Below are 13,697 nucleotides of genomic sequence, written 5' to 3'. Positions count from 1 at the left end.
GGGCCGATCCGGTCCCGGCCCGCAGCGGAGCCGCGCGGTGAGCGCCCCCGTGACATTGGCCGCGTCCTCCCCGGTGTTTTCCCCGGCCGAAACCCGTGCCATGGAGGCGGCCCTGGCGGCCGCCCGGCAGGGTCCGCGGGGCGCCAATCCGCTGGTGGGCGCCGCCATCCTGGATCCGTCCGGAGAGCTGCTCGGCGTGGGTTACCACCGCGGCGCGGGTACCCCGCACGCGGAGGTGGATGCCTTGGCCGTGCTGCGGCAGAAGGAATCCCTGCCGGACCTGTCCGCCTGCACCATGGTGGTCACCCTGGAACCCTGCAACCACCACGGCCGCACCGGCCCCTGCGCGGCGGCCATTGCCGAGGCCGGTATCGGTTCGGTGGTCTACGCGGCACCGGACCCGACCGCCGAAGCCGCAGGCGGGGCCCGCTATCTGCGCGATGCCGGCGTGGCGGTGCGCGGCGGCCTGTTCGCGGAGCAGGCCCTGGACCTGAACCAGCGGTGGTTCCGGGCCAGGGCCGAGGGCCGGCCCTTCACCACCCTGCACATTGCACAGACCCTGGACGGGCTGATCGCCGCCGCGGACGGGACCAGCCAGTGGATCACCGGCGAGGCCGCCCGGCTGGACAGCCACGGAATCCGGGCGCGCGTGGACGCCATCGTGGCCGGCACCGGGACGGTGCTGGCGGACGATCCAAAGCTGACCGCACGGGACGCAGACGGCCGGGAACTCGAACGCCAGCCGCTGCGCGTGGTGCTGGGCCGGCGCGAGGTGCCCGCGGAAGCGGCGGTACGCGGCACCGACGCCCGGTTCCTGCAGCTGGGCCTTCACGACCCGGCCGCCGTGCTCGGCGAGCTGGCCGCCCGCGGCGCCGGCCACGTGATGATCGAGGGCGGGGCCACCGTGGCCGGAGCCTTCCTCGCCGCGGACCTGGTGGACGAGCTGGTGCTGTACCTGGCACCGCTGATGCTCGGGTCCGGCACCCGTTCCACCGGCGGCCTGGGCATATCCACCCTGGCGGATGCCTCCCGCTGGCGCTGGGACGCGGCCAGTCCCGTCCGGACCCTGGGCGCAGACCTGCGCCTGACCCTTGAACCCCTGCCGTTTGACCGGCACAACGAAAGGCCATGAGGATGTTTACCGGAATTATCACCGAACGCGGCAGGGTGGATTCGCTCGTGCTGCGTCCCGAAACCGACTCGGCGGTGCTGACCTTCAGCGCACCGGCCACCGGCAAGGACCTGGACCTGGGCGGCTCCATCGCCGTCAACGGGGTGTGCCTGACCGCGGTGGCCGTCGACGGCGAGCATGTGAGCGTGGACGTGATGGGCGAGACCCTGGTCCGCACCACTACCGGCGAGCTGGCCGAGGGCATGGACGTGAACCTTGAGCGCTGCGTTCCGGCCGGCGGGCGGCTGGACGGGCACGTGGTGCAGGGGCACGTCGACGGCGTCGGCAGCCTGCTCGAGCGCGAAGACCGGGGCGAGTGGGAACGGCTGCGTTTCGCGGTCCCGCCGGCGCTGGCCCGCTACATCGCCGAAAAGGGCTCCATCGCCGTGGACGGCGTTTCACTGACCGTGACCGCGGTCAGCCCGGCGGGCACCGCCGGACAGGCCTGGTTCGAGGTTGGGCTGATCCCGACCACGCTGGCCGAAACCGGCCTGGGCGCCAAGCAGGTCGGGGACAAGGTGAACCTGGAGGTCGACGTGCTGGCCAAGTACGCGGAGCGCCTGCTCGCATTCGCCGGCAATGCAGCAGGAACGGCCGCAACCGCTGCCGCGGCCGAGGGAGGTGCCCGATGAGCGCCGCCGTCGAACCGGACATCCGGCTGGACGCCATCGACGCGGCCATCTCCGCCATCGCCGCCGGCCGTCCCGTGGTGGTCGTCGACGACGAGGACCGCGAGAACGAGGGCGACATCATTTTCGCCGCCGACGCCGCCACCCCGGCCCTGATGGGCTGGACCGTCCGGCACACCTCCGGGGTGATCTGCATCCCGATGCCGGGCAGCCGTGCGGACCAGCTTGGCCTGCCGCCGATGGTGGAGGAGAACCAGGACGCCAAGGGCACCGCCTACACCGTCTCCTGCGACGCGGCCACCGGTGTCAGCACCGGGATCAGCGCCGCGGACCGGGCGCGCACCGCGTCCCTGCTGGCCTCCCCGAAGAGCACCGCCGCGGACTTCACCCGTCCGGGGCACATCTTCCCGCTGCGCGCCGTCGACGGCGGAGTGCAGGAACGCCGCGGCCATACCGAGGCCTCGGTGGACCTGTGCCGGCTGGGCGGGCGCGCCCCGGTGGCCGTGATCGCCGAACTGGTGCACGACGACGGCGACATGATGCGCCTGCCGGCGCTGCGGGCCTTCGCCGACGAGTACGGCTGCCCGCTGGTCTCCATCGAGGACCTGGTCGCCTACATGTCCGCCGGCTCCGCGGAGCCGGACGGGATCGCCGCAGCGGCGGGCTCGGAGGGAGCGGCATGAGCGGCATTGCCACCGGCCGCGGAAACGACGGCGGGCTGCAGCAGGCGGACACCGCCGTCGCGCCGGTCTCCGGCGGGCCCGCGGTCCAATTGCCGACGGCCTTCGGCGTCTTCACCGCACGCGCTTGGACGGACGCGGCCACCGGGGTGGAACACCTGAGCATTACCTCACCGGTGCCGTGGGCGCAGGCTCCGCTGGTGCGCCTGCACTCGGAGTGCCTGACCGGAGACGTGTTCGGTTCCTACCGCTGCGACTGCGGAGAACAGCTGGACCAGGCGCTGGCCCTGATTGCGGAGCAGGGCGGCACCGTGCTGTACCTGCGCGGCCAGGAAGGCCGGGGAATCGGGCTGGCCAACAAGATCCGGGCCTATGCGCTGCAGGAGGCCGGCGCAGACACCGTGGAGGCCAACGAGCAGCTTGGCCTGCCGGTGGACGCACGGGACTACGGCGCCGCGGCGGCCATCCTGCAGGCGATGGGGCTGGGAGTGATCCGGCTGCTGAGCAACAACCCGGCCAAGCGCGACATGCTGGCGGGCCTGGGCATCACGGTCACCGAAATGGTCTCCTCCGAGGTGCCCTCGCGCGAGCACAACCGGCGCTATTTGCAGACCAAGCGTGACCGCATGGACCACCGGTTGTCCCTGCTCGAAGACAACCCGGTCACGCAGAGCTGACGAGTGGGGCCCTGGGCCCCACGCCAACCACGAAAGAAGGACATTACTCATGAGCGGTCACGGCGCACCTGCCATCGACATCTCCACCCTGAGGACCGGCGGCGCGGACCTGAAGCTGGCGATCGTCGCCGCCAGTTGGCACACCACGATCATGGACGGCCTGGTGGCCGGCGCGCTGCGCGGCGCCGCCGAAGCGGGCATCGCGGAGCCGGCGCTGGTCCGGGTTCCCGGAGCCTTCGAACTGCCGGTCGCCGCGGCCCGGCTGGCACCGCACTACGACGCCGTGGTGGCCCTCGGTGTCGTCATCCGCGGCGGCACGCCGCATTTCGACTACGTCTGCGATGCGGCGACCAGCGGGCTCACCAGCGTCAGCGTGGCCACCGGCAAGCCCGTCGGCTTCGGTGTGCTCACCTGCGACACCGAGGAGCAGGGCCTGGACCGGGCCGGCCTGGCCGGCTCCTCCGAGGACAAGGGCCATGAGGCGGTCACCGCCGCCCTGGCCACCGCCGCGACCCTGCGCGGGCTCGGCGTCTGAACCTTCCCGCTGCAGGTTCAGACCACCCCGGTGGGAAAAATTGGTCAGCAGATGTCCCCCTCGGGCAGAAGGTGGCCGGCAGATGTTCCGTTTGGAAAAATCCTGGTCATGCTGCAGGGCCAGTTTTTCGTCCGGGCAGCATCTGCTGACCGGTTTCCTCAAAGCGAGGACATCTGCTAACCAATTTTTTGCCGGGGGTTCCGGGGCCGTGGATTCTCCTGCCGGAGGCGTTCGTCACATAGCCGGGCGGCGTTTGGGGCCGCGGCTGCCTGCTGACGTAACCTTGAGTTCGTGAAATCCTTCGATACCCTCTTTGCCGAGCTGAGCGAGAAGGCGCAGCAGCGTCCCACCGGCTCCCGTACCGTCGCCGAGCTGGACTCGGGTATCCACGGCATCGGGAAGAAGGTTGTCGAAGAAGCCGCCGAGGTCTGGATGGCGGCGGAGTACGAGTCCGACGAGGCCGCGGCGGAGGAAATTTCCCAGCTGCTCTACCATTTGCAGGTGCTGATGCTGGCCAAGGGCCTGAGCCTGGAAGACGTCTACAAGCATCTTTAGCGGTGCGCGCCTGACCCGTCCGGCCCGGACGGGTCAGGCGGCGTTCCGCCTCAGCCCAGTCCTGGCCTTCGGCCGCGAACCGGCCGATCCTTCTGCAGAAAGTCTTCCGATGCTCCGCGTAGCAGTTCCCAACAAAGGTTCCCTGTCCGAAGCCGCCTCCGACATGCTCTCCGAGGCCGGCTACCGCCAGCGTCGCGACAGCCGCGAACTGGTCATGGTGGATCCGGACAACGACATCGAGTTCTTTTACCTCCGCCCCCGCGATATCGCCGTCTATGTGGGAACCGGCACACTGGATGTGGGCATTACCGGCCGGGACCTGTTCCTGGACGCCCAGGTCGAGGCCGAGGAGTTGCTGACCCTGGGCTTCGGCGCCTCCACCTTCCGCTTCGCCGGGCCTGTGGGCGAGTTTTCCGACGTCAAGCAGTTGCAGGGCCGCCGGCTGGCCACCAGCTATGACGGCCTGCTGCGCTCCTACCTGGCCGAGCGCGGCGTCGAGGCCAGGGTGGTCCGGCTGGATGGCGCCGTCGAATCCTCGGTGCGGCTGGGGGTCGCGGACGCCATCGCGGACGTGGTGGAAACCGGCAGCACGCTCAGGGCCGCCGGCATGGAGGTCTTTGGCGAGCCGATCCTGACGTCCGAGGCCGTGCTGATCGGCCGCTCAGGCCAGGCCCCCGCAGGCCTGGACGTGCTGATCCGCCGGCTGCGCGGGGTGATCGTGGCCCGCGAATACGTGATGATGGACTACGACGTGCGCAAGGAGCTGGTGGAGGAGGCCGCTGCTTTGACGCCCGGCCTGGAATCCCCGACGGTTTCCCCGCTGCGCGATACCGACTGGGTGGCCGTCCGCTCGATGGTCAAACGGAATGAGACCAACCGCATCATGGACGAGCTGTACGACCTGGGCGCACGCGCCATCCTGGTCAGCCCGATCCACGCCTGCCGCATCTGACCCGGGAGCCGAACATGAGCGTTGCAATCCGTGTTATTCCCTGCCTGGACGTCGACGCCGGCCGGGTGGTCAAGGGCATCAATTTCGAGGGCCTGCGCGATGCGGGGGACCCGGTGGAACTGGCCCACCGCTATGACCGCGCCGGCGCGGACGAACTGACCTTCCTGGACGTGACGGCCTCCTCAGGCAACCGCGAGACCACCTTCGACGTGGTCGCCCGGACTGCGGAAGAAGTCTTCATCCCGCTCACCGTCGGCGGCGGCGTGCGCGAGGTGGCGGACGTGGACAAGCTGCTGCGCTACGGGGCGGACAAGGCGGCGATCAACACCGCCGCGGTGGCCCGTCCGGAGGTGATCGACGAGATCACCCGGCACTTCGGTTCCCAGGTGCTGGTGCTGTCCCTGGACGCCCGCCGTGCACCCGATGCCAACGTCCCCTCCGGCTTCGAGGTCACCACCCACGGCGGCCGCAGGGGGACCGGCATCGACGCCGTGAACTGGGCGCGGGAGGCCGCGGACCGCGGCGTGGGCGAGATCCTGCTCAACTCCATTGACGCGGACGGCACCAAGGACGGCTTCGACCTGGAGATGATCCGTGCGGTGCGCGCGGCGGTGAAGGTGCCGCTGATTGCCTCCGGCGGGGCCGGCAAGCCCGAGCACTTCCCGCCGGCTGTGGCCGCGGGGGCCGATGCGGTACTGGCCGCCTCCGTGTTCCACTTCGGACCGGACGACGCGATCGCCCAGGTCAAGAAGGCCATCCAGGAGGCCGGGTACCCGGTCCGCTAGGGATCGGGGCCCTTCCGCAAGGGTCCTCGAGCCCTGCCGGAGCAGGCCCCGCCGTCGCCGCGCTGCGGAGCCGGATGGGGCCGCAGACGTAGGCGCACGCGTTAGGGTTGATGATCATGAGGCTGTGGTCGGTGCATCCGCGGTATCTGGACCGGCAGGCGTTGACCGCCTGCTGGCGGGAGGCGCTGCTGGCGCAGGCCGTCCTCTCCGGGCGGACACGCGGCTACCGCAGGCATCCCCAGCTGGAACGGTTCCGCGCCCAGCCGGACCCGCTGCACGCCGTGGGTGCCTACCTGGCCGGCCTGGCCGTCGAAGCGGATGAACGCGGCTACCGGTTCGACCGGAGCAGGATCCTCAGCCTGCCGGCCGAGCCACCGGCCCTGACCGTGGAGACCGGACAGCTGGATTACGAATGGGGGCATCTGATGCGCAAGCTCGAGGCCCGCAGCCCCGAAACGGCCCGCCGCTGGGCCGCGGTCCGGCGGCCGGAGACGCATCCGCTGTTTTCCGCCGTCGAGGGGCCCGTCGCCGGCTGGGAGCGCCCCGGAGAGGGAAAGCCGTCCATGGCCGGCGGTCATTTTCATTAGTTCGCCGCGATCCGGTCCCGGCGGTGGGGTCGCTGAGGGTTCGGCGGCAGGCGGTACAACGCCGCCGAACCCTCCGACTGGACCTGCGCCCGCGCCAACCCCTCCCGACGAAGCCATCGAAATATCAAGCGCTTATCGCGGCCTTCGGCGTGCTGCCAAGGCGTTCGTGGTGCGCTCCCTACTGGTGCCGGCGCTGGCCTGTGACCTGGGATGGCGCATCTGATGGCCTTCGCGGCCGGCACAGGCGGAACCGGATGGCGGCGCGGGCCGCAGCACGCCGCGGCGGCCGGCCGGTTTTTGTCCGGCGGTGGCCTCTACTAACCGGATTCTGCCGGGAAGCAGCATCTGGTGACCAATTTTTGCCGGCGGGGTTAGAGCCCGATCTCGGCGCTTTCCAGCAGGGCGACGGCGTCGGGCTGGCCCTCGTAGGTGACCAGCGCGTGTCCGGTCCTGCCGTGGGCATGCATCAGCAGTTCGCCGGGTTCGCCGACGATCGCCACGGACACCGGCGCCCGCTTGGCCACGTGCCGCGGGCCGTCGGGCCGGACCAGGATGATGCCCAGGTCCACGCCGCGGTAGAGGATGGCCGCCCGCTTGACGAGTTCATCCCAGAGGGCGTCGGAGTAGGCCTGGTTCAGGGCGCGCGGGGCCCAGCGCGAGGAAGCCCGGCGCACGTCCTCGGTGTGGATGAAATACTCGATCAGGTTTGCCGCCCGGTCCACGGACTTCAGCTGCATCGGGCTGAACCGGGGTGGCCCGGCCTGGAAGGACTTCACCAGGGCGGCGTATGCGCCGGGGGTGCGGGACTTGCCTGCCAGCTTCCGGATCGCATTGGCGGAGACCCGGGCCAGCGGCTTGACGGCGATCCCCAGGGCCACCGCGGGCCGGTGCTCGCGCAGGTACAGATGCGCGGCCAGTTCCTCGGTGTTCCAGCCGGCGCAGAGCGTGGGGGAGCCCGGGCCGGCAGCCAGCAGCGTTTCGGCCAGGACTTCGCGGGACGGGTCTACGAAATGCATCAATGCTGAAACTAGCATGAAGCCGCTGCTTCCGCCTGCTACGCGCGCAGGAGGGCGGCCGGGACGGACTAGACTTGTAGCGATGTCCTCCCAAACTGATCCCCAGGAAACTGCGCCCGCCGCCGCCGGTACCACCGCGCTGCCCGACGAGGTGGCCGCGCTGCTCAAGCGCGATGCCGCCGGCCTGGTGGCCGCGATCGTCCAGCAGCACGACACCGGCGAGGTGCTGATGCTCGGCTGGATGGACGACGAGGCACTGCAGCGCACGCTGACCACCGGCCGCGTCACCTTCTACTCCCGCTCGCGGCAGCAGTACTGGCGCAAGGGAGATACCTCCGGCCACGTCCAGTGGGTCAAGTCGGTGGCGCTGGACTGCGACGGCGACGCCCTGCTGGTCAAGGTGGACCAGGTGGGGGCGGCCTGCCATACCGGCACCCGCACCTGCTTCGACGGCCGCCCGCTCGACGCCGTCGCCGGCTCCGCCGCGCCCGCCGCCGAGGGGGTGCGCTGATGCAGGAGTTCGGCGTCATCAGCCCCACCCTGGAGGAATTCCGTGCGCTGGCGGCCGGCCACCGCGTGGTTCCGGTCACGGTCAAGGTCCTCGCCGACGACCTGACGCCGATTTCGCTCTACCGCAAGCTCGGCGGCGGCCAGCCGGGAACCTTCCTGCTCGAGTCCGCCGCGGTGGGCGGGGTCTGGTCGCGCTATTCGTTCATCGGCACGCACTCCCGCGCCGTCCTGACCACCCGCGACGGCCAGGCGCACTGGCTGGGCGAGCCGCCCGCCGGGGTGCCGGCGGACGGCAATCCGGTCGAAGCCGTGCGCGCCACGGTCGAGGCGCTGCGGACCGAACGCTTCGAGGGCCTGCCGCCGCTGACCTCGGGACTGGTGGGCTTTGTCGGCTGGGAGGCCGTGCGCCACTGGGAACGGCTGACCAGCCCGCCCGAGGATGACCTGGAACTGCCCGAGCTGGCCATGTGCCTGGTCACGGACCTGGCAGTGCATGACAACGCCGAAGGCTCCGTGACGCTGATCGCCAATGCCATCAACTTCAACGGCAGCGACGAGCGCGTGGACGAGGCCTGGCGGGACGCCGTCGCACGCATCCGGCGGATGCTCGGCGAGCTCACCGTACCCATGGCGCAGCAGGTGTCCGTGCTCGACGGCGCGGCAATGGACACGGCGGGCATGATGGCCGACGTGACGCATCGCTGGGCCGAGGACCGCTACAAGGCGGCCGTGGAGCGCGGCAAGGAAGCCATCGTGGACGGCGAGGTGTTCCAGGTGGTCATCTCCCGGCGCTTCGAAATGGACTGCGCCGCACCGGCACTGGACGTCTACCGGGTGCTGCGGAACCTGAACCCGAGCCCGTACATGTACCTGTTCAGCTTTGAGGACGCCTCAGGCAACGGGTACTCGATTGTCGGCTCCTCGCCCGAGGCCCTTGTCACCGTGACCGGGGATGAGGTGGTCACCCACCCGATCGCCGGTTCGCGCCCGCGCGGCAAGACGGTGGAACAGGACCGCGGGCTGGCCGAGGAGCTGCTGGCGGACCAGAAGGAACGCGCCGAGCACCTGATGCTGGTGGACCTGGCCCGCAACGACATTTCCAAGGTCTGCGACCCGGGCACGGTGGACGTCACCCAGTTCATGGAGGTGGAGAAGTTCAGCCACATCATGCACCTGGTCTCGACGGTGGTCGGGCGGCTCTCCCCGGACAAGACGGCTTACGACGTGCTGGCAGCCACCTTCCCGGCCGGCACGCTCTCGGGTGCGCCCAAGCCCCGCGCGCTGCGGCTGCTGGACGAGCTCGAGCCGCACCGCCGCGGCATCTACGGCGGCGTGGTCGGCTACCTGGATTTTGCCGGGGACATGGACATGGCCATCGCCATCCGATCGGCCCTGCTGCGCAACGGCAAGGCCTACGTGCAGTCCGGCGGCGGCATCGTGGCGGACTCACAGCTCGAAGCCGAGGCGCTGGAGACGGTGAACAAGGCAGCGGCGCCGCTGCGCGCGGTGGCCCTGGCCGCCCGGCTGCATCCGGCCGATCCGGCGGCCCTGGCCGTCGAGGAACCGGCCCCGTGAGCCGCGCAGGCGCGGTGCGTCCGGGAATCCCGGCCTGGCGGCGCAAGGGCACGGTGGTCCTGGCCGCGGTCCTGGTTTCGCTGGGCGCCTTCGCCACCACCACCCAGACCTGGTTGACCGTGAAGCTGCCCCAGGGCGGGGTGCAGACACCGGACCTGAGTGTGGCGGGCAGCGATGCTGCCACCTCCGTGACGGCGTTTGCCCTGGTGGGCCTGGCAGCGGCACTGGCCAGCTCCATTGCCGGCCCGGTGGCCCGGGCCGTGACGGCGGGGCTGCTGGCGTTGGCCGGTGCCGGCTTCGGCTGGACCAGCGCCGCGATGCTTGCGGACCCGGCCTCCGCGGCCTCGGCCGCCATCGGCAAGGCCACCGGCATGATCGGAGGCGACGCCGCCATCCGGCTGACCGTCTTCCCGTCCCTGGCCGCCGCTGCCGGGGTGCTGATGGTGCTGTGCGCGGTATGGATTGTGGCCGCGGGCCGGCATTGGCCGGCGGCCCGGAAATACGGAGCCGCCTCCCGGGCCGTGGTTCAGGGCCGCAAGGCGGACGGCAGCCCGGCGGACCGTTCCGGTCCGGTGGACGAAATCGACAGCTGGGACCAGCTGACCCGGGGCAACGACCCGACGGACTAGAGTGTCCGGCTGCGGCGGCGCGTCATGCTGACCGGAACCCGGCCCGATCGATGGCAGAATAAAGACAAGCAACGTATCCGAGGGAGATTTACCATGGCCAACATCACCACCAGCCAGTCACAGCGGGACGAGACCGCCGCCGACATCCACGCCGAGCCGGTCGGCCACGGCAACAGCCCGGCGGCCTGGACCTGCGTGCTCATCATGCTGGTCGGTTCCGTCGCGGCCGGCGTGGGCTTCGTCCTCGCCAGCAATGCGATCTTCTGGGGCTCGATCGGCATCATGGTCATTGGCCTGATCGTCGGCGGGATCATGCGCAAGGCCGGCTACGGCGTCGGCGGCAGCAAGCTGAACAAGAGCGGTCACTGAGAGTGACCGTTCTCGACGACATCATCGCCGGGGTACGCGAGGACCTCGAGGAGCGCCGGGCGCAGCTGCCGCTGGAGGAGCTCAAGCAGCTCGCCGCACAGGCCCCGGCGCCCCGGGACGCCTACGCCGCCCTCGGCGGTGCGGACGAGCCCCGGCGGCGGCTGCGGGTGATCGCGGAGGTCAAGCGCAGCAGCCCGTCCAAGGGCGCCCTGGCTAAGATCGCGGATCCGGCCGAACTGGCCGCCCGCTACCAGCAGGGCGGGGCCGCCGTGATCAGCGTGCTGACCGAACAGCGGCGCTTCCACGGTTCGCTGGCGGATTTCGACGCCGTGCGCGCCGCGGTGGACCTCCCGCTGCTGCGCAAGGACTTCGTTGTCGACGAGTACCAGATCTGGGAAGCGCGCGCCCACGGCGCGGACCTGGTCCTGCTGATTGTCGCGGCGCTGGACGATGAGCAGCTGCGCGCCTTCCTGGCCCTGGCCCAAAAGCTGGGCATGGACGCCCTGGTGGAGACGCATACCGCCGAGGAGATCGACCGGGCCGTCGCCGTCGGTGCCCGCATCATCGGGGTCAACGTGCGCAACCTCAAGACCCTGGACGTGGACCGGTCCATTTTCGCCGCCCTCGCCGGCAGGATCCCGGCCGGCGCGGTCGTCGTGGCCGAATCCGGGGTCCGGGACGCCGCCGACGTGGAGCACTACGCGGCCCACGGCGCCAACGCGGTGCTGGTGGGCGAGGCCCTGGTCAGGGACAATACCCCCGGACAGGCCATCGCGGACTTCACCGCGGCCGGTGCCGCGGCCATTGCCGCACGGGCCTGAAGCAGCCGGGCAAGCTGCTGCCTGCCGGGCAGCCAGCTGGTGACGCTATTGAATGAGAGGGATCGCGGGCGTGCCCAGGTCAGGGCGGGCTGCCGGTCCCGGTTAGGAAAGACAGGAACGGCCATGACCCAGAGCCCCGAAAAGCCGTCCGGCACGCTGCCGGACGCAGCCGACGCATTCCTCGCCGCAGGGGGGAGCCTGCGGCATGCGCCCGGGCCGTACTTCGGCTACTACGGCGGCCGCTGGATGCCCGAATCCCTGATCGCCGCCCTCGACGAGCTCGAGGACACCTTCGACAAGGCCAAGGCGGACCCGGAGTTCACCGCCCGGGTGGCCGACCTGAACAGGAACTACTCCGGCCGGCCCTCGCTGCTGACCGAGGCCAAGCGCTTCAGCGCGCATGCCGGCGGTGCCCGGGTTTTCCTCAAGCGCGAGGACCTGAACCACACCGGCTCGCACAAGATCAACAATGTGCTCGGCCAGGCCCTGCTCGCCCAGCGGATGGGCAAGACCCGGCTGATCGCCGAGACCGGCGCCGGCCAGCACGGTGTCGCCAGCGCCACCGCCGCCGCCCTGCTGGGCATGGAATGCGTGGTCTACATGGGGGCGGAGGACTGCCGCCGCCAGGCCCTGAACGTGGCGCGGATGGAGCTGCTCGGTGCCACGGTGGTCCCGGTGACCGCCGGCTCGCAGACGCTCAAGGACGCCATCAACGAGGCACTGCGCGACTGGGTGGCCAATGTGCACACCACCCACTACCTGCTGGGTACTGCTGCCGGAGCGCACCCGTTCCCGGCCATGGTCCGCTACTTCCACGAGGTCATCGGCGAGGAGGCGCGCGCCCAGATCCTGGAACAGGCCGGCCGGCTGCCGGATGCCGTCTGCGCCTGCATCGGCGGCGGCTCCAACGCCATCGGCATTTTCCACGGCTTCCTGGACGACCGCTCGGTCCGGCTGTACGGCTTCGAGGCCGGCGGCGAGGGCGTCGAGACCGGCCGGCACGCGGCCACCATCACCCTCGGGCGCCCGGGCGTGCTGCACGGTGCCCGGTCCTACCTGATGCAGGACGAGGACGGCCAGACCGTCGAGTCGCATTCGATTTCCGCCGGCCTGGACTATCCCGGCGTCGGCCCGGAGCACGCCTACCTGGCCGACATCGGCCGCGCCAGCTACGAGCCGGTCACGGACTCCGAGGCGATGGACGCCTTCCGGCTGCTGTGCCGGACCGAAGGCATCATCCCGGCCATCGAATCCTCGCATGCCCTGGCCGGCGCGCTGCGCGTGGGCCGGCGGCTGACCGAGGGCAAGGAACACCCCGAGCAGGTCATCATCGTGGTGAGCCTGTCCGGGCGCGGGGACAAGGACGTGGCCACCGCCGCCGAATGGTTCAACCTGCTGGACAAGAACTCTCCGGAAGCGGAGATCGGCGCCGAAGGAGAGCAGCTGTGAGCACCACCGCCATCAAGAGCAAGACTGCCGCCGCCATCGACCGGGCCCTGGAGGCCGGGCGCACGGCCCTGGTGGGCTACCTGCCGGCCGGTTTCCCGGACGCGCAGGCCACCATCGATGCCGCCGTCGCGCTGGTCGAAAACGGTGCGGACGTCATCGAAATCGGCATCCCCTATTCGGACCCAGTCATGGACGGCCAGGTCATCCAGGCTGCGACCGTGCAGGCGCTGAAGAACGGCTTCCGGGTCCGCCAGGTCTTCGACATCGTCGCCGGGATCACCGCGCGCTGCGAGGCTGCGGTGCTGGTGATGACCTACTGGAACCCGGTGATGCGCATGGGCGTGGACGAGTTCTCCCGCCGCCTGGCCGAGGCCGGGGGAGCCGGGCTGATCACCCCGGACCTGATCCCGGACGAGGCGGCCGAATGGTTCGAGGCCTCGGACAAGTACGGGCTCGACCGGGTGTTCCTGGTGGCCCCGTCCACGTCCCCCGAGCGCATGCAGCTGACGGTGAAGGCCAGCCGCGGCTTTGTCTACGCGGTTTCCCTCATGGGTGTCACCGGGGCGCGCGAGAACGTCAGCGATGCCGCCCGGCGGGTGGTCGAGTCGGCCCACGCCGCCGGCGCCGAACGCGTCTGCGTGGGCCTCGGGGTCTCCACGGCCGAGCACGTCCGCGAGATCGGCGAGTATGCCGAGGGCGCCATCGTGGGCACCGCACTCGTGGCGGCGCTCGGCTCGCACGGGGTGGACGCCGTGGG

17 protein-coding genes are annotated in these 13,697 nt (G+C 70.6%); 16 read left to right on the top strand and 1 reads right to left on the bottom strand.

The window, feature by feature from the left end; all coding sequences use genetic code 11:
- Window positions 1-100 precede the first annotated feature (100 nt).
- From ribD to ACFQ36_RS14835, 9 genes are all read left to right on the top strand, one after another.
- Window positions 101-1,132: a bifunctional diaminohydroxyphosphoribosylaminopyrimidine deaminase/5-amino-6-(5-phosphoribosylamino)uracil reductase RibD gene (gene ribD / locus ACFQ36_RS14875; protein WP_377014901.1), complete on the top strand. Its 1,032-nt coding sequence runs from the start codon at window positions 101-103 to the stop codon at window positions 1,130-1,132.
- Between the two features lie 2 nt (window positions 1,133-1,134).
- A complete protein-coding gene (locus ACFQ36_RS14870; protein WP_377014897.1) occupies window positions 1,135-1,803 on the top strand; it encodes a riboflavin synthase in 669 nt (222 codons plus the stop codon).
- The gene (ribB, locus tag ACFQ36_RS14865; protein WP_377014895.1) at window positions 1,800-2,483 is read left to right on the top strand and encodes a 3,4-dihydroxy-2-butanone-4-phosphate synthase; all 684 of its coding nucleotides are present in this window, start codon (window positions 1,800-1,802) and stop codon (window positions 2,481-2,483) included. The genes ACFQ36_RS14870 and ribB overlap by 4 nt, the downstream gene beginning before the upstream one ends.
- Window positions 2,480-3,157 carry a GTP cyclohydrolase II gene (gene ribA, locus ACFQ36_RS14860; RefSeq protein WP_377014893.1) on the top strand — a complete coding sequence of 226 codons (678 nt, stop codon included), beginning with the start codon at window positions 2,480-2,482 and terminating at the stop codon, window positions 3,155-3,157. Before ribB ends, ribA begins: the two co-directional genes overlap by 4 nt.
- A 49-nt stretch (window positions 3,158-3,206) precedes the next feature.
- Window positions 3,207-3,692: a 6,7-dimethyl-8-ribityllumazine synthase gene (gene ribH / locus ACFQ36_RS14855; protein WP_377014891.1), complete on the top strand. Its 486-nt coding sequence runs from the start codon at window positions 3,207-3,209 to the stop codon at window positions 3,690-3,692.
- A 291-nt stretch (window positions 3,693-3,983) separates the two neighbouring features.
- On the top strand, window positions 3,984-4,247 hold the full coding sequence (locus ACFQ36_RS14850; protein WP_377014889.1) for a phosphoribosyl-ATP diphosphatase: 264 nt from the start codon (window positions 3,984-3,986) through the stop codon (window positions 4,245-4,247).
- 109 nt (window positions 4,248-4,356) lie between these two features.
- Window positions 4,357-5,199, top strand: coding sequence for an ATP phosphoribosyltransferase (gene hisG, locus ACFQ36_RS14845; RefSeq protein WP_377014887.1), 843 nt, complete (start codon window positions 4,357-4,359; stop codon window positions 5,197-5,199).
- A gap of 14 nt (window positions 5,200-5,213) precedes the next feature.
- The gene (hisF, locus tag ACFQ36_RS14840; protein WP_377014885.1) at window positions 5,214-5,984 is read left to right on the top strand and encodes an imidazole glycerol phosphate synthase subunit HisF; all 771 of its coding nucleotides are present in this window, start codon (window positions 5,214-5,216) and stop codon (window positions 5,982-5,984) included.
- A 116-nt stretch (window positions 5,985-6,100) separates the two neighbouring features.
- Window positions 6,101-6,571: a pyrimidine dimer DNA glycosylase/endonuclease V gene (locus ACFQ36_RS14835; RefSeq protein WP_377014883.1), complete on the top strand. Its 471-nt coding sequence runs from the start codon at window positions 6,101-6,103 to the stop codon at window positions 6,569-6,571.
- A gap of 371 nt (window positions 6,572-6,942) precedes the next feature.
- On the opposite strand, the gene ACFQ36_RS14830 is transcribed toward ACFQ36_RS14835, so the two are convergent.
- Window positions 6,943-7,587: a TIGR03085 family metal-binding protein gene (locus tag ACFQ36_RS14830; RefSeq protein ID WP_377014899.1), complete on the bottom strand. Its 645-nt coding sequence runs from the start codon at window positions 7,585-7,587 to the stop codon at window positions 6,943-6,945.
- Between the two features lie 82 nt (window positions 7,588-7,669).
- Between ACFQ36_RS14830 and hisI the strand changes: the two genes are divergently transcribed.
- The 7 genes from hisI to trpA all read left to right on the top strand — a co-directional run.
- On the top strand, window positions 7,670-8,098 hold the full coding sequence (gene hisI / locus ACFQ36_RS14825; RefSeq protein WP_377014881.1) for a phosphoribosyl-AMP cyclohydrolase: 429 nt from the start codon (window positions 7,670-7,672) through the stop codon (window positions 8,096-8,098).
- On the top strand, window positions 8,098-9,672 hold the full coding sequence (locus ACFQ36_RS14820) for an anthranilate synthase component I (RefSeq protein WP_377014879.1): 1,575 nt from the start codon (window positions 8,098-8,100) through the stop codon (window positions 9,670-9,672). Before hisI ends, ACFQ36_RS14820 begins: the two co-directional genes overlap by 1 nt.
- A complete protein-coding gene (locus ACFQ36_RS14815; protein WP_377014877.1) occupies window positions 9,669-10,301 on the top strand; it encodes a Trp biosynthesis-associated membrane protein in 633 nt (210 codons plus the stop codon). Before ACFQ36_RS14820 ends, ACFQ36_RS14815 begins: the two co-directional genes overlap by 4 nt.
- Before the next feature lie 93 nt (window positions 10,302-10,394).
- On the top strand, window positions 10,395-10,670 hold the full coding sequence (locus ACFQ36_RS14810; protein ID WP_377014875.1) for an HGxxPAAW family protein: 276 nt from the start codon (window positions 10,395-10,397) through the stop codon (window positions 10,668-10,670).
- Window positions 10,671-10,672: 2 nt separating this feature from the next.
- Window positions 10,673-11,491 carry an indole-3-glycerol phosphate synthase TrpC gene (gene trpC, locus ACFQ36_RS14805; RefSeq protein ID WP_377014873.1) on the top strand — a complete coding sequence of 273 codons (819 nt, stop codon included), beginning with the start codon at window positions 10,673-10,675 and terminating at the stop codon, window positions 11,489-11,491.
- Between the two features lie 123 nt (window positions 11,492-11,614).
- Window positions 11,615-12,940, top strand: a complete 1,326-nt coding sequence (trpB, locus tag ACFQ36_RS14800) for a tryptophan synthase subunit beta (RefSeq protein ID WP_377014871.1) — start codon at window positions 11,615-11,617, stop codon at window positions 12,938-12,940.
- On the top strand, window positions 12,937-13,697 hold a 761-nt coding region (trpA, locus tag ACFQ36_RS14795; RefSeq protein ID WP_377014869.1), incomplete at its 3' end, for a tryptophan synthase subunit alpha. The genes trpB and trpA, both read left to right, overlap by 4 nt.

Source organism: Arthrobacter sp. GCM10027362, assembly GCF_042679445.1.
Classification (GTDB): Bacteria; Actinomycetota; Actinomycetes; order Actinomycetales; family Micrococcaceae; genus Crystallibacter.
Note: the sequence above shows the minus strand (reverse complement) of the source record. Positions and strands in the feature narration are given on the sequence as shown.